The sequence below is a fragment of the Agrobacterium sp. P15N1-A genome (assembly GCF_044626815.1).
In the GTDB taxonomy this organism is placed as follows: domain Bacteria; phylum Pseudomonadota; class Alphaproteobacteria; order Rhizobiales; family Rhizobiaceae; genus Agrobacterium; species Agrobacterium leguminum.
On the sequence record NZ_JBIUPF010000001.1, the window covers coordinates 527,196 to 547,148 of the forward strand.

Genomic DNA, 19,953 nt, shown 5'->3' on the forward strand with positions numbered 1-19,953 from the left:
CCATGACCGATGCAGAACTGAAGTTCTGGAACGCCGTCCGCGCTCATCGTCTTGAAGGTATGGCTTTCAGACGCCAGCTGCCGGTTGCCGGATATATCGTTGATTTCGCTTGCCCCTCGCATAAGATCATTGTCGAACTGGACGGGTTTCAGCACACGGACGACGCTGCGGCAGCCTATGACCAAGAGAGAACACGCACGTTTGAGGAACTCGGCTGGACAGTCCTCCGTTTCTGGAACGAGGATATCCTCAGAGACATAGACAATGTCTGTCTCCACATTATCCGAACGGTGAAGGAGGACCGACCATGACGACATATACAGGCGGATGCCAGTGCGGCGCGATCCGTTTTCGCGCTATCGGTGAACTGAAAGACAGTTCCATCTGCCATTGCCGCATGTGCCAGAAGGCTTTCGGGGCCTATTACGCGCCACTGGTTTCGGTGCGCGGCGTGGAGTTTGAATGGACCCGGGGAGAGCCGAAACGTTTCCAGTCCTCCAGCGTCGTTAAGCGCGGTTTCTGCCCCGAATGCGGAACGCCGCTCACCTATGAGGCGCCTGACGGTGTGGCGGTGGCGGCCGGGGCTTTTGACAATCCGGCCGCGCTGCCACCAACCATTCAGTGGGGCGTGGAGCGCAAGATCGATTTCGTCGACACGCTTCACACGCTGCCTGCCGTTGCCACCGAGGACGACCTGACGCAGGTGGACTATCTCGCAGATCTGGTTTCCTACCAGCATCCCGACCACGACACCGAAAACTGGCCACCGGAGAACAGATGATGAGCGAAGCGGGATTTTCCGGCGGCTGCCAGTGCGGCGCCGTGCGTCTCCATGCGGGCAAGCTCGGCCGGGCCTCCATCTGCCATTGCCGCATGTGCCAGAAACATTTCGGCAATTTCTTCGGCGCGCTGGTCAGCGCCGATCAGGCGCATCTGACCTGGACGCGCGGCCAGCCTGCCCTCTTCCGCTCCTCGGCAAAAATCCATCGCGGTTTCTGCAACAAATGCGGCACGCCGCTGACCTATCATTATCCCGGCGGCGTGGAGATCGCCATCGGCGCTTTCGATGAGCCCGAGCTGATCGAACCGCAGGTGCAGGTCAATTTCCACAAGCGGATGCCGTGGATCGAGCAGCTGTTCGGCAAGCCGACCGTGGGACAGGGCGTGGACGAGGCGGAGATCACCTCCTATCAGCACCCGGATCACGACACGCAGGTCTGGCCGCCGGAAGACGGTCGCGCATGAGCGGAGCAGAGGGTTTCAGCGGCGGATGCCAATGCGGCGCGGTGCGTTATCGGATAGGGGGCGGTCTTCGTTATCCGCATCTATGCCATTGCCGCATGTGCCAGAAGGCATCGGGCAATTATTTCATGCCGCTTGCCGCAAGCGCGCTTACGCAGTTTGAAATGACCCGCGGCGAAGCAGCGTGGTTCCAGTCCTCCGATCACGTGCGTCGCGGCTTCTGCGGCCGATGCGGCACGCCGCTGTTCTACGACATGCCGGGCGCCGGTTTCATCAATATCGCCCTCGGTTCGCTGGACGAGCCGCAGCGGGTAAGGCCCGAGGCGCAATCCAATCTCACCGGCAAAATGCACTGGTTCGGCGCACTCGATGGCTTGCCGGTCGAGCCGGAACCTGCAACGGATAGCCCTCCCCCTCGGGTGAACAATTACCAGCACCCGGACCATGATACGGCCGAATGGCCAGCGAAGGATGATGACCCATGACCGAAGAATTGCGCGGCCTTTACCCCGAGATCGAACCTTTCGAGACCGGCATGCTCGATGTCGGCGACGGCCACACGATCTATTGGGAACGGGTGGGCACACGGGGTGGAAAACCGGCGGTTTTCCTGCATGGCGGCCCCGGCGGTGGCGTCAATCCCACGCATCGCCGTGTCTTCGATCCCGCACTCTACGACGTCATCCTGTTCGATCAGCGTGGCTGCGGTCGCTCCACGCCGCATGCGGAGCTTGAAGCCAACACCACATGGCATCTGGTTGCCGATATCGAAAGGCTGCGCGAACTCTGCGGTTTCGAAAAATGGCTGGTTTTCGGCGGCTCCTGGGGCTCGACGCTGGCGCTCGCCTATGCCGAGACCCATCCCGAGCGTGTCAGCGAGCTGGTTCTGCGCGGCATTTATACCGTCACAAGACCGGAACTGGACTGGTATTACCAGTTCGGCGTTTCCGAAATGTATCCGGATCAGTGGGAAAAATTCATCGCGCCCATCCCGCAAGCCGAACGCGGCGAGATGATGCAGGCTTATAACCGCTATCTCACCGGCACCGACGAGGCGAAGAAGCTCGAATGCGCCAAGGCATGGAGCCAGTGGGAAGGGGCGACCATCTCGCTCGTCAGCGATCCCGACCGGATCGAGGATTTTGGCGAGGACAAATACGCCATCGCTTTCGCCCGCATCGAGAACCACTTCTTCGTCAATAGCGGCTGGCTGGAGGAAGAGCAATTGCTGCGAGACGCCGGCAAACTCCGGGATATCCCCGGCGTCATCGTGCATGGACGTTATGACATGCCCTGCCCGCTGAAATATGCCTGGCAGCTGGCCAAGGCCTGGCCGAAGGCGGATTTCCACATCATCGAGGCGGCCGGACATGCGATGAGCGAGCCGGGCATTCTTGACCGACTAATTCGCGCCAACGACCGTTTCGCCGGGAAATAACCAGTCCTTTCAGCGCCTTGTAACGGACGGATAAGACAATGATTCACGCAGGGCTTCCTGCGCGGATCATTTCCTCCCGTCGCGGGGCCGCCCATTTCAAGGGCAGCGCGCCTTTTATTCATGCAGTTTTTCTCATGAACCCTTCACGGAAATGAATTGGCCGCTGCTGTGGCGATCCGTTATAAATCCCCATCCGAACAATTGGCGGTACTCCCCATGGCACTCGACAAATCGCTCCCGGCCCAGGAGGGCGGCGACAGCGCGCGCGGTTTCGCTTTCGCGCTTTCCGCTTATCTGCTCTGGGGGTTCCTTCCCTTTTACATGAAGGCGGTTGCGCATATTTCGCCGATCGAGGTCATCGTCCATCGCGTCGTCTGGTCGGTGCCGATTGCGGCTGTCGTGCTGATTGCGCTCGGACGCACGGCGGAAATCAGAACCGCGCTCAGAACCCCGAAGATGCTGGCCATGGCCAGCCTGACGGCCATCCTCATCAGCATCAACTGGGGCGTCTATATCTGGGCGATCGGCGCAGGCCGCGCGCTCGATGCCGCGCTTGGCTATTTCATCAATCCGCTGTTCAGCATTTTCCTCGGTGCGGTTCTCCTCAAGGAAAAGCTCTATCCGGCCCAGATCGCCGCCATCGGCCTCGTGGCGCTGGCGGTGGCCATCCTCACCTGGCATGCGGGCAGCCTGCCCTGGGTGTCCATCGCACTCACCGTGTCCTGGGGTTTTTACGCCTTTTTCCGCAAAACTTTGCCGATTGGCGCGACGCAGGGCTTCCTGCTGGAAGTCATGCTTCTGTCCATTCCCGCCGTGCTGGTGATGATCTGGCTTGCCTTCAGCGGACAGGCGCATTTCATGGGCGGCAATTCCGCCGATACCTGGCTTCTGGCGGCAAGCGGGCTCATTACGGCCGTTCCGCTCATCCTCTATGGCAATGGCGCGAAACTGCTGCGGCTGTCAACCATCGGCATCATGCAATATATCGCGCCGACGATGATCTTCCTCATCGCCATCTTCATCTTCAAGGAGCCGTTCGACATGGTGCGCATGGCGGCCTTTGCGATGATCTGGGTGGCGCTGGCGATCTATACCGGCTCCAGCCTGCTGCGGCTCAAGCGCTAATCCGGGCTGCTTCCCTCATTCCTTTGCTCATCACGGGAATGAGGAGAGGTGGCGTCAATAATCCACCAGCAATTGCGGGTTGGCATCGTAACCGAAACGCGGTTTGACCCCGAGAAGGCCCGCCGTCTGGGCGATGATTTCGCGGGTCATGGGGGCTGCGGTGGAGGCCGCCGTGCGCCCGCCGTTCACGCCGGTTCTCGGGGCGTCGATCATCGTCAGCACGACATATTTGGGCTTGTGCATGGGAAAACCGGCCACGAAGGCGTTGAAATTGATATCCTTGGCGTAACGGCCATTGATCACTTTGTCGGCGGTTCCGGTCTTGCCGCCAACATGAAATCCTTCCACCTGCGCGCCACGGCCGGAACCCTTGATGCCGTTCCAATTGAACAGGTAACGCATATCGGCGCTCGTCCTGTCGTTGATGACGGTGCGCGCGAGCGATGCGGCGGCCTCTTTCGAACGTGGCAGGAAGGTCGGCGAAATCAGGTTGCCGCCATTGATCAGCGCGGCAGCCGCCACCGCCGTCTGCAACGGGGTGGTGGCGACGCCGTGGCCGAAGGAGATGGTGACGGAATTGATCTTCTTCCAGTTTCTCGGCTGGGTGGGCGTGGCAACGCCCGGCATTTCCGTGTCCATCCGGGTGAGAAGCCCGAGCTTCGTCAGGAACTGCTGATGGCCTTCGACGCCGACCCTGTCGGCCACCGCCGCCGTGCCGATATTCGATGAATATTGAAACACTTCCGGAATGGAGAGCGGCCGGTTCCGGCCCTTGAAATCCTTGATGGTGAAGCCGCCCATGCGGATCGGCCGCGACGCATCCACCACCGAACCCAGCGTGATCGCCCCGGCATCCAGCCCCATGGCGAGGGTGAAGCTCTTGAAGGTGGATCCCATCTCGAAGGTGGCGTTGCTCATCCGGTTGAACCAGCCCTTTTCGTACTCCTTGTCTATGCTGCCATCGGCAAGGGTGCGGGAAGGTTCGTTCGGATCGTAATCCGGCACGGAGGCCATGGCCAGCACCTCGCCTGTCTCAACATCGAGGATCACAGAGCCTGCCGCTTCGGCCTGATAGGCGCTTTTCGCCTTCACGACCACTTCGCGGACGATGTTCTGCACCCTCAGATCGATGGAGAGACGCACCGGCTCCAGCGGTGCGTCGCTGGCAAGACCCACAGCGCGAAGATCGGCCAGACCCTGCTGGTCGAGGTAACGCTCCATGCCGGCAAGCCCCTGATTGTCGACATTGACGTGGCCGATAATATGCGAAGCGGTGGGACCACCCGGATAAAACCTTCGCTTTTCCGGCCGGAAGCCGATGCCCGGTATGCCGAGATTGAGAATATCCGCCTGCTGCCGGGGCGTCAGCTGGCGTCGCAGCCATTGAAAGCCGGTATCCGAACGCAACCGGCGGTGCGTTTCACGCCAGTCGAGATTGGGAATAACGGTCGCGAGTTTCTCCACCACCTCATCCGGATCGACGATCCGGCGCGGATCCGCATAAAGCGAGACCATGTTGAGATCGGTCGCCAGAAGCGTGCCGTTGCGATCGACAATATCCGGCCGGGAGGCGACGGCGTTGGCGCCGGTATTGATCCATGCGGTCGCCACCGGTTCGGCAAGACCATATTGGACGAGACGCGCGGCGACGACGCCATAGATGACAGCGAAGACGGCGATCACGATGCCGAGCCTCATGCGCGCATCGACCCTGCGGCGGGCGGCGGAACCGAGGAGCGCCTCCCTGCCCCGCGCGGAATTTCTCTGAACAATAAAATGCGCCCGGCTTTTGAGCCGCACCACAAAAGCAATCATTTCCCGATGACACCCACTCTCATGGCGGCGAAACGAATTCCGCGACACCAACGCCTTATTGAGGCTGGCACAGGATCAGTCGCGGGGCCATGAAAAGAGAGGGCGGAGCGATGCCGCCGTTAAATCTGTATTAATATACACTTAAAATTGTAACGAGCCGCCCGGGCGGCCGTTAACAAACGGCAGACCTAGAGGCGGGAAATCACCGAAGGATCGCCTTCCGGGTTCTGCTGCGCGAGCGCCTGGTCGATGATGGCGGGCACGATATCCTTCACCTCGTCGATGACGAGCGGGTTGAGAAGGTGAGCGCGGTGGATGAAACCCTGGTCGCGCATGTGCTGCACCAGTTCCAGCATCGGGTTCCAGAAACCGTTGATATTGGCGAAGACCATCGGCTTGGCATGGCGGCCGAGCTGCGCCCAGGTCATGATCTCGACGATCTCCTCAAGCGTGCCGACACCGCCCGGCAATGTCACGAAGGCATCGGAGCGCTCGAACATCATATGTTTGCGCTCATGCATGTCCTTGGTGATGACAAGCTCGTTCAATTGTCCGAGAGAATGGCGCGTCGCCTCCATATCGACCAGAAATTCCGGTATGATGCCGGTCACTTCGCCGCCATTGGAAAGAACGCCGCTGGCAACCGCGCCCATGATGCCCTTGGTGCCGCCGCCATAGACGAGGCGAATGCCGTTTTCGGCAATGGATTTCCCAAGCGCGCGGCCCGCTTCCATATGGGCCGGATCACGTCCGGGCTGGGAGCCGCAATAAACGCAGATGGATCGAATCGCTGTATTTTTGTCCGTCATGAAGGGAAGGAACTATGTGCGATGCGGCACGTCAAGAAAATTTGGGAAATCCCTTGCAAATATGGCCTTTTGGCCACTCGCCGCTTGTCTGGGAGAAGGTAAGACGCTAGCAATCTCAACTCGTGTGAAAAGCTTGAAATACCCGGAGCATCAGGATGAAAAACAATAAGGCCGGTTTGCTGGCGCTGATCGTGCTGGGCGTTGCGTCCCTGCTCATGATCTTTTTCGTCCTGCCGCGGATTTCAAACGACGGCAAACCGATCGGCGACGCCATCAACGAAGCCGGCAACGCCGTGAAGAACAGCGTTGAAATGGGCGCCGACAAGGCGGGCGACATTCTCTCCGACGCCGCCGAGGAAACCGCCAATATCGCCGACAAGGTCGGGCGGCGGGCGGCTTCCGCAACCCAGTCGATCAAGGATCTGACGACGCTTTTCGCCGATAGCAAGGTTCCCTCCGACGCCGATTTCGCGGCGGCGCGCAAGAAGGTCGAGACCTCGCTCAAGGAACTGACGAATATTGAAATTCCAGAGTCGCTGGACGAAACGACGTCGCGGCTCATCACCACCGCCCGCACGGCTGCCGAGCGCACCACGGCGTTCCTGCGCGGCCTGCCCGACAATGCGGCGGCGGCGGCGGCACAGGTGCGTCGTCTGGCAGGCGTTTTCGCCGGCACCGACGATGGTGCGCCCGAACCGGCAAAACCGGCCGCAGCACCCTCCGATGCGGCACAATCGTCTGCCGCCACGCCGACTTTCGACGTGCTGCGCGTCGAGCCGGACGGTTCGGCCGTGATTGCCGGCAAGGCACAGCCCGGCGCAAAGCTCGAAATCTTGAGCAATGGCAAGGTGGTCGCCCAGACGACCATCGACGGCACCGGCGACTTCGCCGCCGTTTTCGACAATCCGCTTCCCCCGGGCGATCACGAGCTGGTGCTGCGTTCGACCGATGCCGACGGCAAGGCGACGCAATCGGAAGAAGTGGCAACGGTTTCCGTGCCTGACGGCAAGACGGGCGAGCTTCTGGCCATGGTTTCCAAGCCCGGCAAGGCAAGCCGCGTGCTGGCCATGCCGGAGGCGGCTCCTCCGGCGCTTCAGCCGCAAGCCGCGCCATCGCAACAGCCTGCGACGACGTCCGAAACCAGCGCCAACACCGCTTCCGCGCCGCTTGCCGGTACTGCGGCTCCGTCCGCCGCGGCTCCGCTGACGTCGAGCGTTCAGGTCACCGCCGTCGAGTTCGAGGGATCGAAGATTTTCGTCGCGGGTTCCGCGCCCGCCGGTTCGACGGTGCGCGCGCTGGTCGATGACAGGGAAATCGGCAAGAGCATCACGGAAGCCTCCGGTCATTTCGTCGTCGAAGGCGATGTCGATCTTAGTGTCGGCAGCCACATCATCACCGTCGAGGAACTGAATGCCGACGGCGCCGTCAAGGTGCGCGTGCGCGTTCCCTTCGAGCGGCCGCAGACCGATCAGGCAACCGTCGCCATGCAGACGCCGTCCGCTTCGTCGTCAGCGACCGCGACCGCAGCGCCGGCCGAAAACCAGAGCACGGCAAGCGACCGCGCCGCTTTCGAAAAGCTGCGCACCGATGTCGCCAAGGCCTTCGGCATTCTTTCCAATCTCTACAAGGATCAGGCCACGCCGGCGCTCGATCAGGCCATTGCCGGCCGCTCCGCCGTCGTCATCGGCCTCAAGTCGCTTTCGGAATTCCGCACCGCAGCCGCGACCGAGCCCGCCTTCACCGCCTTTGCGGGCGATATCACCGCCAAGGCGCGCCAGTTGCTGACATCGGTTGAAGCATGGCCGAACGATGTGGCGGCAATCGGCAAGGGTATCGCCTCGCTGGCAAGCCGGTTGGCGGAACTCCACATCACGGCACCCGCCGCTCCCGCGCCACAGGCGCCCGCCGGCCCACAGACCTTCGAGCAGGCGCCGCTGGCCGAAAGCCAGAACAGCGTCATCATCCGTCGTGGCGATACGCTGTGGCAGATTTCCCGTCGCGTTTATGGTCAGGGCGTGCGTTACACCACGATCTACCTTGCCAACGAAGACCAGATCAAAAACCCCGATCTGATCGAGCCCGGCCAGATTTTCGGCGTGCCGAAAGAGGCGCTGCCGAATGCGGAAGAACTTCACCGCAAGCGGCTGAAGAGCGGCTCCTGAGCATTTGAAGCGTTGCGGTGAACCCGCAACGACCCTATCTGTGACACGCGCGGCGGCTTGACCAAAGCCGCCGCCCTGCTGTCGGCTTCCGGCAGTGACCGGAGCGAATGATGGCCACGAAGAAAAAAACCATTTCGGCGGATTCCAGCAATCCCACCCAGACGCTGATCAATCTCTGGCCCTATATGTGGCCGGAGGGACGCTGGGACCTGAAGATGCGGGTGATCTGGGCCACCGTATACCTCGTCGTCGCCAAGCTGGTGCTGATCTCCGTACCCTATTTCTTCAAATGGGCGACCGATGCGCTGAACGGCCGGCTGGACATGGCCGGGCTCGTTCCCGCATTCCTGCTCGGCGCCGTCGCGCTGGTGATCGCCTATAATCTGACGCGGCTGATACAGGTGGGGCTCAACCAGCTGCGCGATTCGCTTTTCGCCAGCGTCGGCCAGCATGCGGTGCGTCAGCTTGCCTACAGGACCTTCGTGCACATGCACCGGCTTTCTTTGCGGTTCCATCTGGAGCGCAAGACCGGCGGGCTGTCGCGGGTCATCGAGCGCGGCACCAAGGGCATCGAAACCATTGTCCGCTTCACCATTCTCAACACCGCGCCGACCTTCATCGAATTCCTGCTGACGGCGATCATCTTCTGGGCCTCTTACGGTTTTTCCTATGTGCTCGTCACGGTCATCGCGGTCTGGGCCTATATCTGGTTCACCGTGCGGGCCAGCAACTGGCGTATCGGCATTCGCCGGGCCATGAACGACAGCGACACCGACGCCAATACCAAGGCGATCGACTCGCTTCTGAATTTCGAAACCGTCAAATATTTCGGCAATGAGGAGATGGAAGCGCGGCGTTTCGACGTCGCCATGGAGCGTTACGAAAAATCGGCGATCTCCATCTGGACCTCGCTCGGCTGGCTGAACTTCGGCCAGGGTGTGATCTTCGGCATCGGCTCCACCGTCATGATGGTGATGTCGGCGCTTGCCGTTCAGCGCGGCGAACAGACCATCGGCGATTTCGTCTTCGTCAATGCGTTGCTGCTGCAGCTTTCGGTGCCGCTCAACTTCATCGGTTTCGTCTATCGCGAAATCCGCCAGGGCCTGACCGACATCGAACAGATGTTCGATCTTCTGGAGGTGGAGGCGGAAGTCACCGACAGGCCGGATGCACAGCCGCTCGCAGCCGGACCGGGCGCGATCTCCTTCCGCGACGTGCATTTCGCCTATGACCCCGAAAGACCAATCCTGAAGGGCGTTTCCTTCGACGTGCCGGCCGGCAAGACGGTGGCCATCGTCGGCCCTTCGGGTGCGGGAAAATCGACGATCTCGCGGCTGCTTTATCGTTTCTACGATATTCAGGAAGGCTCAGTTACCGTCGACGGGCAGGATATTCGCGATGTGACGCAAAAGAGCCTGCGCTCGGTGATCGGCATGGTGCCGCAGGATACGGTGCTTTTCAACGACACGCTCGCCTACAACATCCGTTATGGCCGCCCCTCGGCCACAGACGGGGAACTGAGGGCTGCGGCGGATGCGGCGCAGATCAGCGCCTTCATCGGCAAGCTGCCGGAAGGTTATGCCACCATGGTGGGTGAACGCGGCCTGAAGCTTTCCGGCGGGGAAAAACAGCGCGTGGCGATTGCCCGCACGATCCTCAAGGCGCCGCCGATCCTCATTCTCGACGAGGCCACCTCGGCGCTCGACACGCATACGGAACAGGAAATCCAGAGCGCGCTCGACATCGTCTCGAAGAACCGCACGACACTGGTTATCGCCCACCGCCTTTCCACCGTCATCGGCGCGGATGAGATCATCGTATTGAAGGAAGGGCAGATCGCCGAACGCGGCACGCATAGCTCGCTGATGGGGCAGAACGGCCTCTACGCTTCGATGTGGAGCCGCCAGCGCGAGGCGATCCGGGCGGAGGAAATGCTGCGCCATGTCCGCGAAACCGACGATCTGGGTGTCATCGACCGCGGGGAACCCGCCCATTGATGGCTGTACCCCGGGGTAACAGGGCCGACGTGCGAACCCCACCATTGCCGGGCGGCCCTTTTGGCTGTAACCAGCATGCATGTCGTCCGAAAGTGTGAGAGCGGTTTCGGGATAACGACATGCACAAATAAAGACCTGATGCATATCGCGTGAACCCTTTTCACACGATATGCATCAGGCAAAATTTGTCGCATTGCCGTTTGGATCGTGTCGTATCACGACCACATATAGACGCGACAGACGAAAACCGGAGCAAGGAATCTCATGAATCTGTTCGACACCATTCGCAACACCATCGTACCGATCCACAAGGAAGGTTATGTCTTTGTGGCGGCCTTCTTCGTCGCATCGCTGGTGCTCGGCTGGATCGCCGAACCGCTGTTCTGGGTCGGCCTCGTGCTGACGGCGTGGTGCGCCTATTTCTTCCGCGATCCCGAGCGCGTCACCCCGCAGGATGACGACCTCATCATCAGCCCGGCCGATGGCAAGGTTTCCGCCGTGCAGAGCGTCGTTCCGCCGCTGGAGCTGGAACTCGGCAAGGAGCCGCTGGTGCGCATCTCGGTGTTCATGAACGTGTTCAACTGCCATGTGAACCGTTCGCCGGTACGCGGCCGTATCGTCAATGTCGCCTATCGTCCCGGCCTCTTCCTCAATGCCGAAGTGGACAAGGCTTCCGAAGACAATGAGCGCAACGGCCTCGTCATCGAGACGTCGCACGGCAAGGTCGGCGTGGTGCAGATCGCCGGCATGGTTGCACGCCGCATCGTCTGCTGGGTAAAGCCGAATGAACCAGTCGATGCCGGTGAGCGTTTCGGTCTCATCCGTTTCGGTTCGCGCCTCGATATCTTCCTTCCCGCAGGTTTCGAGCCGCGTGTATCGGTCGGTCAGACGGCGATTGCCGGTGAAACCGTGCTTGCCGAATTCGGCTCCGCCAAGGGTCCGGTCGTCAGCCGCCGCGGCTGACGGAAACAGGAAGGGCATGCGCATGGAAACGCCGATCGCCGAGCCGCAACAGAACGGCAAACCGGAGGGCCGCAGCGACAGCGGCCGTGGACCGCGACTGAGGGAAATTCCCTTTCGCCTCGTCGTTCCCAATCTCATCACCGTTCTGGCCATCTGTGCGGGCCTGAGCGGCGTGCGTCTCGCCATCGAGGGCCGCTTCGAGCTGGCCGTCGGCATGGTGCTGCTTGCCGCCTTCCTCGACGGCATAGACGGGCGCATCGCCCGCATGATGAAAGCGACATCCAAATTCGGCGAGCAGATGGATTCGCTGGCCGATATCGTCAATTTCGGCGTCGCCCCTGCGCTGGTGGTCTATGCCTACCTTCTCGACCAGGCGCGCTCCATCGGCTGGATCGCCGCCCTCATTTACGTCATTGCCGCCGGTCTGCGTCTGGCGCGTTTCAACGTCATGATCGAGCGGCCGGTGAAGGCGCCCTGGCAGAATGAGTTCTTCGTGGGCGTTCCCGCCCCGATGGGCGCCATGCTGGTGCTGCTGCCGGTTTATCTCGGCTTCCTCGGCGTCGAGCCGGACAAGCCCTTCGCCTATGTCGCCGCCGCCTATACCGTGCTGATCGGTTATCTCCTCATCAGCCGCCTGCCGGTCTGGTCGGGAAAATCGGGCACCAGCCGCATTCGCCGCGATCTGGTGCTGCCGATGATCCTCGTCGTTGTGCTCTATGTAGCGATGCTGATGAGCTTCACATGGGAAGTTCTGGTTCTGACCGTTGCCGCCTATCTCGTCTTCATTCCCATCAGCGCCCGTCTCTGGCATCGTCGCTACGGCACGCTGACCATCGAGGAAGACGTGCATGACGACGCCAATGGCGGCAACGGCCTCGATCGCGGCATTTAAAACCGCAGGTTTATTTTTTCTCGCACAAGCCGGTGCAGGATGTGACGCAAAATGTCGCAGCCTGAAAAGCCGGCTTCGTTTTTCTTCGCCTCGAATCCGTCAAGATTAGCCGCGAAAGAAGTGGCTCACACGCATCGCAACGGCGATTGGCGTGAATTGTGGAGAGAGAGAGAAATGACGAACGAGACGAAGGCGCAGCCGCAGGCGAAGCCCGACCTCAACAGCCACTACCGCCCGCTCGGACTGAAGGCCGTTGCGGCCGCGGCCCTGATGCTGAAGCGCAAGCCTGCCGCCAAAACCGCCTGAAAATATTCGCTTTTTTTGATTTTTCGGATTTTGCGGACTGTCCGGAAAACGGAACGTTCCCGGCGGAAAATCGACAATCACGCGGCGCCTTTTCCGGGCGCCGTTTTTGTTTCAAGCACTGCCGCTAAACGGCAGAGCGTCAGTCATTCATAAAATCGGCAGCCTTCTGTAACGAAGCTGCAACGAAAGTGTAGTAAAAAGCTCGCCTTCCACAAGAAGGCTATACGAACACCGACGTATAGATTAGTGAATACAAAAGAACTTTTCTATTCCGCATTTTTTTCCACAACAATGCATAAGCCGGTTTTCGAATCCGCAGACACGCGGATGACGAATATTCGGCGTTGAGGGAAGATTGTGAAGACAGGCCAGGGGGGCTTGGGACGGCCATGCAGGATAAAATCCTTCTGATTGAAGATTCCGTTGCTCTTTCCATGCTGCTGAAGACGCGGCTTTCGGAAGAAACGGAAGCCGAGGTCGTCCATTGCGACAGCATGGCCGCGGCCGATACCCTCATGCAGGCCCATAATTTCACGCTGGCGCTGACGGGCCTCAACCTGCCCGATGCGCCGAAGGGCGAGATTCTCGCACTTTTATCCGAGCGCAAGGTGCCGGCCATCGTTTTCACCGCCACGGTGGATGAGGAGGCGCGCAAGCGCTACGCCGAAAAGAAGATCATCGATTACATTGTCAAGGACGGCCACCGCACCGTCGATGCGGTGGTCAGAACCGTCCAGCGGATTTTGAGCAACAAGCTTTTTTCGGTCCTGGTGGTCGATGATGTGCGTACGGCGCGTTCCGGTCTCGTGGAAATTCTGGAGCGGCAGAATTTCAGGGTCAGCGAGGCCCATTCGGGCAAGCAGGCGCTGGAAATTCTGTCGCAGGATCCGACGATCCAGCTTGTCATCACCGACTATCATATGCCCGACATGGACGGTTATGAGCTGACGCGCCGCATTCGCGACAGCCGCTCATCCGAAGATTTGCGGGTGATCGGCATATCGTCCTCCACAGACCGGTTGCTTTCGGCAAGTTTCCTGAAGGCTGGCGCTTCTGATTTCGTCTACCGCCCCTTCGTGCCGGAAGAATTGCAATGCCGCATCGATAACAATATCGAGACGTTGAAGCAGCTTAAACGCCTGCGTGAACTGGCCGAACGGGACCACCTCACCGGCCTGCCGAACCGCCGCTCCTTCTTCGAGCGCACGCGGGCGCTGATGGATGTCATCAACGACAATGACGAGAGCGGCGCCGTCGCCATTCTCGACATCGACCATTTCAAGAAGATCAACGACACGCTGGGCCACGATGCCGGCGACAGGGCGCTGAAGAAACTGGCAGAACTGCTGCATGACATGTGCGGCGAGCAGCGCCACATTCCCGCCCGCCTCGGCGGCGAGGAATTTGCCGTGTTCCTGCGCGGGCTGGATGCGCGCGCCGCCTATCAGTTCTGCGAGGAGCTGCGCGGACAGGTGGAAAAGAACGGCCGGCAGCTGAGCGGCAGCAGCCTCGCCCTGACGATTTCGCTCGGCGTCGTGGAGATCGAAAAGGGCGAACCCTTCGACAACCAGCTGAATGCCGCGGATCAGCTGCTCTATCTCGCCAAGGCGAATGGCCGTAACCGCGTCTATTCCGACATCATGATCCAGGAAGGCCTGCAGAAGATCGGGCGGAACGGCTGATTCTCTCGGGTTCCGTCAAAACAACGACATCTGCCCTTCGTCTTTTGCCGGCTTGATCTTCGCCAGCGGCGCGCTTTCCGGCACCGGTTCGATGAGATCCGCGCCGACATTGGCGACCTTGTTCACCTTGTCCGATACCGGGATCATCTCGAAAAAATCATCCTGAACCGGCCGCATCAGATCGGCGACCTCGCGCGGCTCCTGGGTCTTGCAATCCAGCCAGCGGCTGAAATCCTCGGGCGCGATGACAACAGGCATGCGGTCGTGAATACGGCCGATCGCGGCATTGGCGGCGGTGGTGAGGATCGCGCCGGTATCGACCTCCGAGCCATCGGCGGAAGACCAGGTTTCCATGAGACCGGCGAAGGCGACGATGCCGCCGCTTTTCGGACGGATGAAGTAAGGCTGCGGTTTGCCGCCGCCCTCCTCCTTCGGCGGGCGTCGCCATTCGTAAAAGCCGGTAGCGGGCACCAGCACGCGGCGATGGCGCATGGCGGCGCGGAAGGAGGCCTTGCCGATGGCGGTTTCCGACCGCGCATTGATGAGCAGCGGAAAATCCTTCGGGTCCTTCACCCAGCCCGGCAGAAAACCCCAGCGCACCAGCACGGCCCGGCGATTGGGCAGGTTGCTGCCGCGCTCCTGCCGCTCCCCCTCCATCACGACCAGAATGGGCTGCGTCGGCGCGATGTTGAAACGGGCGGGAAAATCCTCAAGGCCGATCAGATCGAGATAATCGGCGATCTCCTCGGGCGTCGCCTTCAGCACGAAACGTCCGCACATGCTTTTCTCCTCAACCCCTTGGTCCGAACAGGATGATGGCGGTGCCGGCAAGGCAGATGGCGCCGCCGGCAATGTCCCACCGGTCCGGCGCATGCCCTTCCACGCCCCAGAGCCAGAAGAGCGAAGCAGCAATGTAAATCCCGCCATAGGCGGCATAGGCCCTGCCCGCCGCCTCTGTCGGAACCAGCGTCAGAAGCCACGCGAAAGCCGCCAGCGCCACCATGCCGGGCAGCAATATCCACCCGGTCTTGCCGAGTTTCAGCCAGGCCCAGAAGGAAAAGCAGCCGGCAATTTCGGCAAGAGCCGCCAGGACATAGATAAGATAGACCTTCATTCCACCGTCTTTAACATGCACAATCGCGCCCGTTCCGGACTATAAGCATCGGCACGGAAACCGGAATCGATTTTTCCGAGCCACGTACCACTATAGACAGGCCGGCAACGGCCGAAACAAGCGAAACCATTCATGACCCTCCGTATCAAGCCCCGCCCCGCCTCCTCCGCCATTGTCAGGAATGGCGACCGGCTGCTTCTCGTGCGCCGCATCAACCCGCCCTCCAAGGACATGTTCGCCTTTCCGGGCGGTCGCGGCGAAGACGGCGAAACGCCGGCCGAAACGGCGCTGCGCGAATTGCACGAGGAAACCGGCATCGTGGCGCGCAGGCCGCAGCTTTTCGCGACATACGATCTTCCCTCCCGCAACGCCGAAGGGGTGCTGACGAGCCACTATTTCCTGTCAGTCTTTACGGTGGAAACGGATGCCGATCCGCTCGTGACTGTCGGCGACGATGCGGCGGATGCGGGCTGGTACACATTGGCGGAAATCCGCCTTCTGCCGGCGCCGGAAAGCGTCGTCGAATGTGCCGAACGCCTGCTTGCATGATTGCCAGCCAGCCAGAATCGCTATTATCTAGGGCTGATCCGCCCGCCGGATGGTCACGAGCCAACAGTTCACGAGCCAATAGTTCACGAGTATGTGTGGGGCAGAATAGAATTTTGATACGGCCAACCATCTTCCTGTCTCTTTTTCTGACAATGCTTGCCACTGCCGGGCATGAGGGCATCGCTTATGCGCAACCTTCAAAACCCGGTTCCGAGGTGCGTCCGGCGGAAGCCGCGCCGCCCAAACCGGCCCCTTATGACGACAAGCTCGCACGGCTGTCGGAGATACTGGGCGCGGTGCAATATCTCAGAACCCTGTGCCCTTCTTCCGGACCGGAGGACTGGCGCAGATCGATGAGCGATCTTCTGGCTGCGGACACGGCCAGTGAACCTGAACGACGTCAGCGCATGACGGCTGCATTCAACCGTGGATATCGCTCTTTTGCGGCCATCCACACCAGTTGCACACGCGCCGCCATCATGGCAGAAGAGAACTACCGTAACGAAGGGGCAACACTCGCGCAGGAAATCGCGTCCAGGTTCGGAAATTAAAGGTTTATTAACCTCTTTTCGCCGCAGGCCGTGCCGTTTTGATAAAAGGCTGCTAGTGTTGTTAACAGGGTGGTAAGGACTTGCCCGCCCTGTCGAGGATGAAAGATGCAGACAAGCCGTAACGAAATCGACGATATGATCGTGCATGAAAAGATGCAGGTCGCTCTGGAACACCAGAACGAGGCATGGGCTGACGGCATGGCCGACGGCATCGAGCCGGAGATCATCGCCGATGCCGCCATCGCTCTGGCCATGCGCGAAACCATCCGTATCCATGGCGAGGCCGGCGCTGAAGCAATGCTGGAATCGCTGCGCCAGCGCATGCTTCAGGGCGAATTTTCGCCGCAGCGGGTAATACAGTAAAGCCGGGGTCTATCATGTCTTGCCTGAGCAAGGGGCTTTTGCGCTCTTCCGCCCTGCTGTCCATCCTGCTTGCCCTGACCGCCGGGCCGATTGGCATGCCAGGCCGCGCCTTTGCCCTTTCCGAACTGAAGCCGGCGCAGAACACCGAAAGCGAACCGAAGGCCGAAAATGGCAGTGAGCCGCAGCAGGCCCAGCCTGCCGAGCCGGACGAGATCGAAGGCGATTCGGAAGGCATTCCCCTGCCCGACCCTCTGGTGGACCGTTCCGCCAATCAGGCAAACCAGCAATCCACCAAGCCCGACAACACGCCTGAAATGTCAGTCGTGATCGAGCACGACATTTCCAAGGCGCCGGAACCCGTGCGCAAGCTGCGCCAGCAGATCATCGAAGCCGCCGCCTCCGGCGATATCGAAAAGCTGCGGCCCTTCATCGCCGCCGGCCAGAAGGAATTCCGCATCGACGGCAATGACGGCGAAGACCCGATTGCGGCGCTGAAAAGCTATTCCGGCGATCCTGACGGGCTGGAAGTTCTGGCGATCATCATCGATCTGCTATCGACCGGTTATGCCCATATCGATGCCGGCACGCCTGACGAAGCCTATGTTTTCCCCTATTTCGCCGGAAAGCCGCTGAATACGCTGACTGCGCCGGAAAAGGTGGAGCTTCTGCGCATCATCACGGCGGGCGATCTGGCGGACATGCAGGAATATGGCAATTACAGCTTCTACCGGGTCGGCATTTCGCCCGATGGCAAGTGGAAGTTCTTCACCGCCGGCGATTGATCGCATCGCGGTGCTTGCCGTTCTCTGGCAAAAATCCTAACTGTGCGGAATGAGCATTCCGGCAAAGCGCATCTGCTTTTTGCCGGAGATCACAGAGTCTCGACGAACCGAACGGTGACGCCATGCCTTCCGCCCTTCTTGCCGACCGCCGCCTGATCCGGGTTTCCGGCACCGGCGCCGAGGAATTTCTGAACAACCTCATCACCGCAGATGTTGAAAACCTGCCGCAAGGCGAAGCACGGGCCGCAGCCCTTCTGACGCCGCAGGGCAAGATTCTGTTTGATTTCCTGATCTGGCGCGATGGTGGCGATTATCTTATCGAAACGGGCGCTGCCGAACAGGACGCGCTGCTGCGCCGCCTGACCATGTACAAGCTGCGCGCACCGGTCGATCTCAAAGCCGAGACGGTCGAAGGCGTGAGTGTTTTCTGGAACGAGACTACCGCAGCGGCGGGCATCCGGGATGGCCGTTTCGGCAAGGCTGGCATCGATCTTTACCGTATATCGGGCGCATCCGCATCCGGCGACATCGCGGCCTATGATGCGCTCCGTATCGAGCACGGCATTGCCGAATCCGGCCGCGATTATGCGCTGCAGGATGCTTTTCCCCATGATGTGCTGATGGATGTGAATGACGGCGTTTCCTTTAAGAAGGGCTGCTTCGTCGGTCAGGAAGTCGTCTCGCGCATGAAACATCGCGGCACGGCAAGACGCCGCGTCGTCACAGTTTCGGCCGAAGGCGCGCTTCCCGCCAGTGGGACGGAGATTACCGCCGATGGAAAACCGGTCGGCACGCTCGGAACCGTTTGCGGCGACAGGGCGCTTGCCATCGTTCGGATCGACCGCATTGCCGATGCGCTCGCATCCGGCACGCCGCTTCTGGCGGAGACTGCTCCCGTGACCGTGGCCCTACCGGCCTGGAGCGGCCTTTCCTTCCCGGCGGCCGATCCGGCGGCGCGGGCGGAGGACTGAGAGTGGCTGCTGCAAAAAGCCCGCGCGCCTGGCAGCGCATGCTGTCCGGCCGGCGGCTCGATCTGCTCGACCCTTCGCCGCTCGATGTGGAAATCGCCGATATCGCCCATGGCCTTGCCCGCGTTGCCCGCTGGAACGGCCAGACGCGCGGCGACCACGCCTTTTCCGTCGCCCAGCATTGCCTCATCGTCGAAACCATCTTCTGCCGCATGTGCACAGGTGCGACGCCTGATGACATGCAGATGGCGCTTCTGCACGATGCGCCGGAATATGTCATCGGCGACATGATCTCACCGTTCAAATCCGTGGTCGGCGGTGGTTACAAGACCGTGGAAAAACGGCTGGAAGCCGCCGTGCATCTTCGTTTCGGCCTGCCGCCGCATGCATCGCGAGACTTGAAGGACCGCATCAAGAAGGCCGATACGGTCGCCGCCTTTTTCGAGGCGACGGAGCTTGCCGGTTTTTCCACCGCCGAGGCGCAGAAATTCTTCGGTCTGCCGCGCGGCATTACCCGCGACATGTTCGACATGACGCCCCTGCCCTCAACCGAAGCCCAAAAGCAGTTCATCGAACGTTTCGAAGCCATCGAGGCGCTGCGTGCGGTCAAGACGGGGAGCGCGACATGACGGCCATTGTCGTATCGCCGCTATCGCGGATCGCAGAGATGGCCGTTAAACACAAGGCCCGCGAAATGGTGACGCTGATCGCCAAAGAGCAGTCCTTTCACCGCCCCGCCGTCATTGCCGCGGACCGGCATCTGACGCTTGCCATGAACGACATCGCATTCAAGGGCACCGCCGATCTCATCGCGCCTGACGATGCACATGTGCTGAAGCTGATCGATTTCGCCCGGCAATGGGACCAGTCCGCGCCGCTGCTCATCCATTGCTGGATGGGCGTCTCCCGCTCACCCGCCGCCGCCGTCATCGCCGCGCTCAGCCTTTATCCGGATCAGGATGAGATGGAACTTGCGCTGCGCCTGCGCGCCGTCTCGCCCTATGCCACGCCCAATGCCCGCATCATCGCCATCGGCGACCGTCTGCTCGGGCGCGATGGCAGGCTGGTGGCGGCGATCAAAAAAATCGGCAGGGGCGCGGATACAGATGGTAACGTGCCCTTCGTGCTGCCGCTTGGCGGCTGAGGCCGTTTGGCGGAACCCTCACGGCGTCCAGTCGTTACCAACCCTGAAGAA

At 60.8% G+C, this 19,953-nt stretch carries 23 protein-coding genes; 19 read left to right on the forward strand and 4 right to left on the reverse strand.

Annotation, left to right across the window (positions count from 1 at the left end):
- Positions 1–2: 2 nt before the first annotated feature.
- The 6 genes from ACIK7D_RS02560 to rarD all read left to right on the forward strand — a co-directional run bounded on the left by ACIK7D_RS02560 (position 3) and on the right by rarD (position 3,805).
- On the forward strand, positions 3–311 hold the full coding sequence (locus ACIK7D_RS02560; RefSeq protein ID WP_400155540.1) for an endonuclease domain-containing protein: 309 nt from the start codon (positions 3–5) through the stop codon (positions 309–311).
- Positions 308–781 carry a GFA family protein gene (locus ACIK7D_RS02565; RefSeq protein ID WP_400155541.1) on the forward strand — a complete coding sequence of 158 codons (474 nt, stop codon included), beginning with the start codon at positions 308–310 and terminating at the stop codon, positions 779–781. The genes ACIK7D_RS02560 and ACIK7D_RS02565 overlap by 4 nt, the downstream gene beginning before the upstream one ends.
- Entirely contained in the window at positions 781–1,245 is a 465-nt protein-coding gene (locus ACIK7D_RS02570) for a GFA family protein (protein ID WP_400155542.1), read from the forward strand. The genes ACIK7D_RS02565 and ACIK7D_RS02570 overlap by 1 nt, the downstream gene beginning before the upstream one ends.
- Positions 1,242–1,727, forward strand: a complete 486-nt coding sequence (locus ACIK7D_RS02575) for a GFA family protein (RefSeq protein ID WP_400155543.1) — start codon at positions 1,242–1,244, stop codon at positions 1,725–1,727. The genes ACIK7D_RS02570 and ACIK7D_RS02575 overlap by 4 nt, the downstream gene beginning before the upstream one ends.
- Positions 1,724–2,680 carry a prolyl aminopeptidase gene (pip, locus tag ACIK7D_RS02580; RefSeq protein WP_400155544.1) on the forward strand — a complete coding sequence of 319 codons (957 nt, stop codon included), beginning with the start codon at positions 1,724–1,726 and terminating at the stop codon, positions 2,678–2,680. Before ACIK7D_RS02575 ends, pip begins: the two co-directional genes overlap by 4 nt.
- A 216-nt stretch (positions 2,681–2,896) precedes the next feature.
- Complete coding sequence (gene rarD, locus ACIK7D_RS02585) at positions 2,897–3,805, forward strand: EamA family transporter RarD (RefSeq protein ID WP_149146662.1); 909 nt, start codon at positions 2,897–2,899, stop codon at positions 3,803–3,805.
- Between the two features lie 54 nt (positions 3,806–3,859).
- Here rarD and ACIK7D_RS02590 read toward each other — a convergent pair whose 3' ends face one another.
- Together ACIK7D_RS02590 and ACIK7D_RS02595 are read right to left on the reverse strand one after the other, a co-directional pair.
- A complete protein-coding gene (locus ACIK7D_RS02590; protein ID WP_400155545.1) occupies positions 3,860–5,620 on the reverse strand; it encodes a peptidoglycan D,D-transpeptidase FtsI family protein in 1,761 nt (586 codons plus the stop codon).
- A 188-nt stretch (positions 5,621–5,808) separates the two neighbouring features.
- Positions 5,809–6,429 (reverse strand): TIGR00730 family Rossman fold protein, encoded by a 621-nt coding sequence (locus ACIK7D_RS02595; RefSeq protein WP_400155546.1) that lies wholly within the window; start codon positions 6,427–6,429, stop codon positions 5,809–5,811.
- A 155-nt stretch (positions 6,430–6,584) separates the two neighbouring features.
- Here ACIK7D_RS02595 and ACIK7D_RS02600 point away from each other — a divergent pair, with 155 nt between their 5' ends.
- The 6 genes from ACIK7D_RS02600 (at position 6,585) to ACIK7D_RS02625 (ending at position 14,431) form a co-directional block, all read left to right on the forward strand.
- Entirely contained in the window at positions 6,585–8,591 is a 2,007-nt protein-coding gene (locus ACIK7D_RS02600) for a LysM peptidoglycan-binding domain-containing protein (RefSeq protein ID WP_400155547.1), read from the forward strand.
- 110 nt (positions 8,592–8,701) lie between these two features.
- Positions 8,702–10,588 (forward strand): ABCB family ABC transporter ATP-binding protein/permease, encoded by a 1,887-nt coding sequence (locus tag ACIK7D_RS02605; protein WP_400155548.1) that lies wholly within the window; start codon positions 8,702–8,704, stop codon positions 10,586–10,588.
- Between the two features lie 264 nt (positions 10,589–10,852).
- A complete protein-coding gene (locus tag ACIK7D_RS02610) occupies positions 10,853–11,551 on the forward strand; it encodes a phosphatidylserine decarboxylase (protein ID WP_003520681.1) in 699 nt (232 codons plus the stop codon).
- 22 nt (positions 11,552–11,573) lie between these two features.
- Positions 11,574–12,443: a CDP-diacylglycerol--serine O-phosphatidyltransferase gene (gene pssA, locus ACIK7D_RS02615; protein ID WP_035237101.1), complete on the forward strand. Its 870-nt coding sequence runs from the start codon at positions 11,574–11,576 to the stop codon at positions 12,441–12,443.
- A gap of 174 nt (positions 12,444–12,617) precedes the next feature.
- Positions 12,618–12,749, forward strand: coding sequence for a hypothetical protein (locus ACIK7D_RS02620; RefSeq protein WP_003496883.1), 132 nt, complete (start codon positions 12,618–12,620; stop codon positions 12,747–12,749).
- 389 nt (positions 12,750–13,138) lie between these two features.
- Positions 13,139–14,431 (forward strand): diguanylate cyclase, encoded by a 1,293-nt coding sequence (locus tag ACIK7D_RS02625; protein ID WP_400155549.1) that lies wholly within the window; start codon positions 13,139–13,141, stop codon positions 14,429–14,431.
- A gap of 15 nt (positions 14,432–14,446) precedes the next feature.
- Here the strand turns inward: ACIK7D_RS02625 and ACIK7D_RS02630 are convergent, their stop codons facing one another.
- Together ACIK7D_RS02630 and ACIK7D_RS02635 are read right to left on the reverse strand one after the other, a co-directional pair.
- Entirely contained in the window at positions 14,447–15,211 is a 765-nt protein-coding gene (locus tag ACIK7D_RS02630; protein ID WP_400155550.1) for an SOS response-associated peptidase, read from the reverse strand.
- 10 nt (positions 15,212–15,221) lie between these two features.
- Positions 15,222–15,545, reverse strand: coding sequence for a YnfA family protein (locus ACIK7D_RS02635; RefSeq protein WP_400155551.1), 324 nt, complete (start codon positions 15,543–15,545; stop codon positions 15,222–15,224).
- 132 nt (positions 15,546–15,677) lie between these two features.
- On the opposite strand from ACIK7D_RS02635, the gene ACIK7D_RS02640 reads away from it, so the two are divergent.
- The 7 genes from ACIK7D_RS02640 (at position 15,678) to ACIK7D_RS02670 (ending at position 19,902) form a co-directional block, all read left to right on the forward strand.
- Positions 15,678–16,094: an NUDIX hydrolase gene (locus ACIK7D_RS02640; protein ID WP_127757629.1), complete on the forward strand. Its 417-nt coding sequence runs from the start codon at positions 15,678–15,680 to the stop codon at positions 16,092–16,094.
- Positions 16,095–16,207: 113 nt separating this feature from the next.
- Positions 16,208–16,645, forward strand: coding sequence for a TIGR02301 family protein (locus ACIK7D_RS02645; protein WP_400155552.1), 438 nt, complete (start codon positions 16,208–16,210; stop codon positions 16,643–16,645).
- A gap of 105 nt (positions 16,646–16,750) precedes the next feature.
- The gene (locus ACIK7D_RS02650; protein WP_003501987.1) at positions 16,751–17,008 is read left to right on the forward strand and encodes a hypothetical protein; all 258 of its coding nucleotides are present in this window, start codon (positions 16,751–16,753) and stop codon (positions 17,006–17,008) included.
- 14 nt (positions 17,009–17,022) lie between these two features.
- Entirely contained in the window at positions 17,023–17,790 is a 768-nt protein-coding gene (locus tag ACIK7D_RS02655; RefSeq protein ID WP_269314546.1) for a hypothetical protein, read from the forward strand.
- A 122-nt stretch (positions 17,791–17,912) separates the two neighbouring features.
- On the forward strand, positions 17,913–18,761 hold the full coding sequence (locus ACIK7D_RS02660; protein ID WP_400155553.1) for a YgfZ/GcvT domain-containing protein: 849 nt from the start codon (positions 17,913–17,915) through the stop codon (positions 18,759–18,761).
- A gap of 2 nt (positions 18,762–18,763) precedes the next feature.
- Positions 18,764–19,387, forward strand: a complete 624-nt coding sequence (locus ACIK7D_RS02665; protein WP_400155554.1) for a YfbR-like 5'-deoxynucleotidase — start codon at positions 18,764–18,766, stop codon at positions 19,385–19,387.
- Complete coding sequence (locus tag ACIK7D_RS02670; protein WP_137003213.1) at positions 19,384–19,902, forward strand: tyrosine phosphatase family protein; 519 nt, start codon at positions 19,384–19,386, stop codon at positions 19,900–19,902. Before ACIK7D_RS02665 ends, ACIK7D_RS02670 begins: the two co-directional genes overlap by 4 nt.
- Positions 19,903–19,953 lie beyond the last annotated feature (51 nt).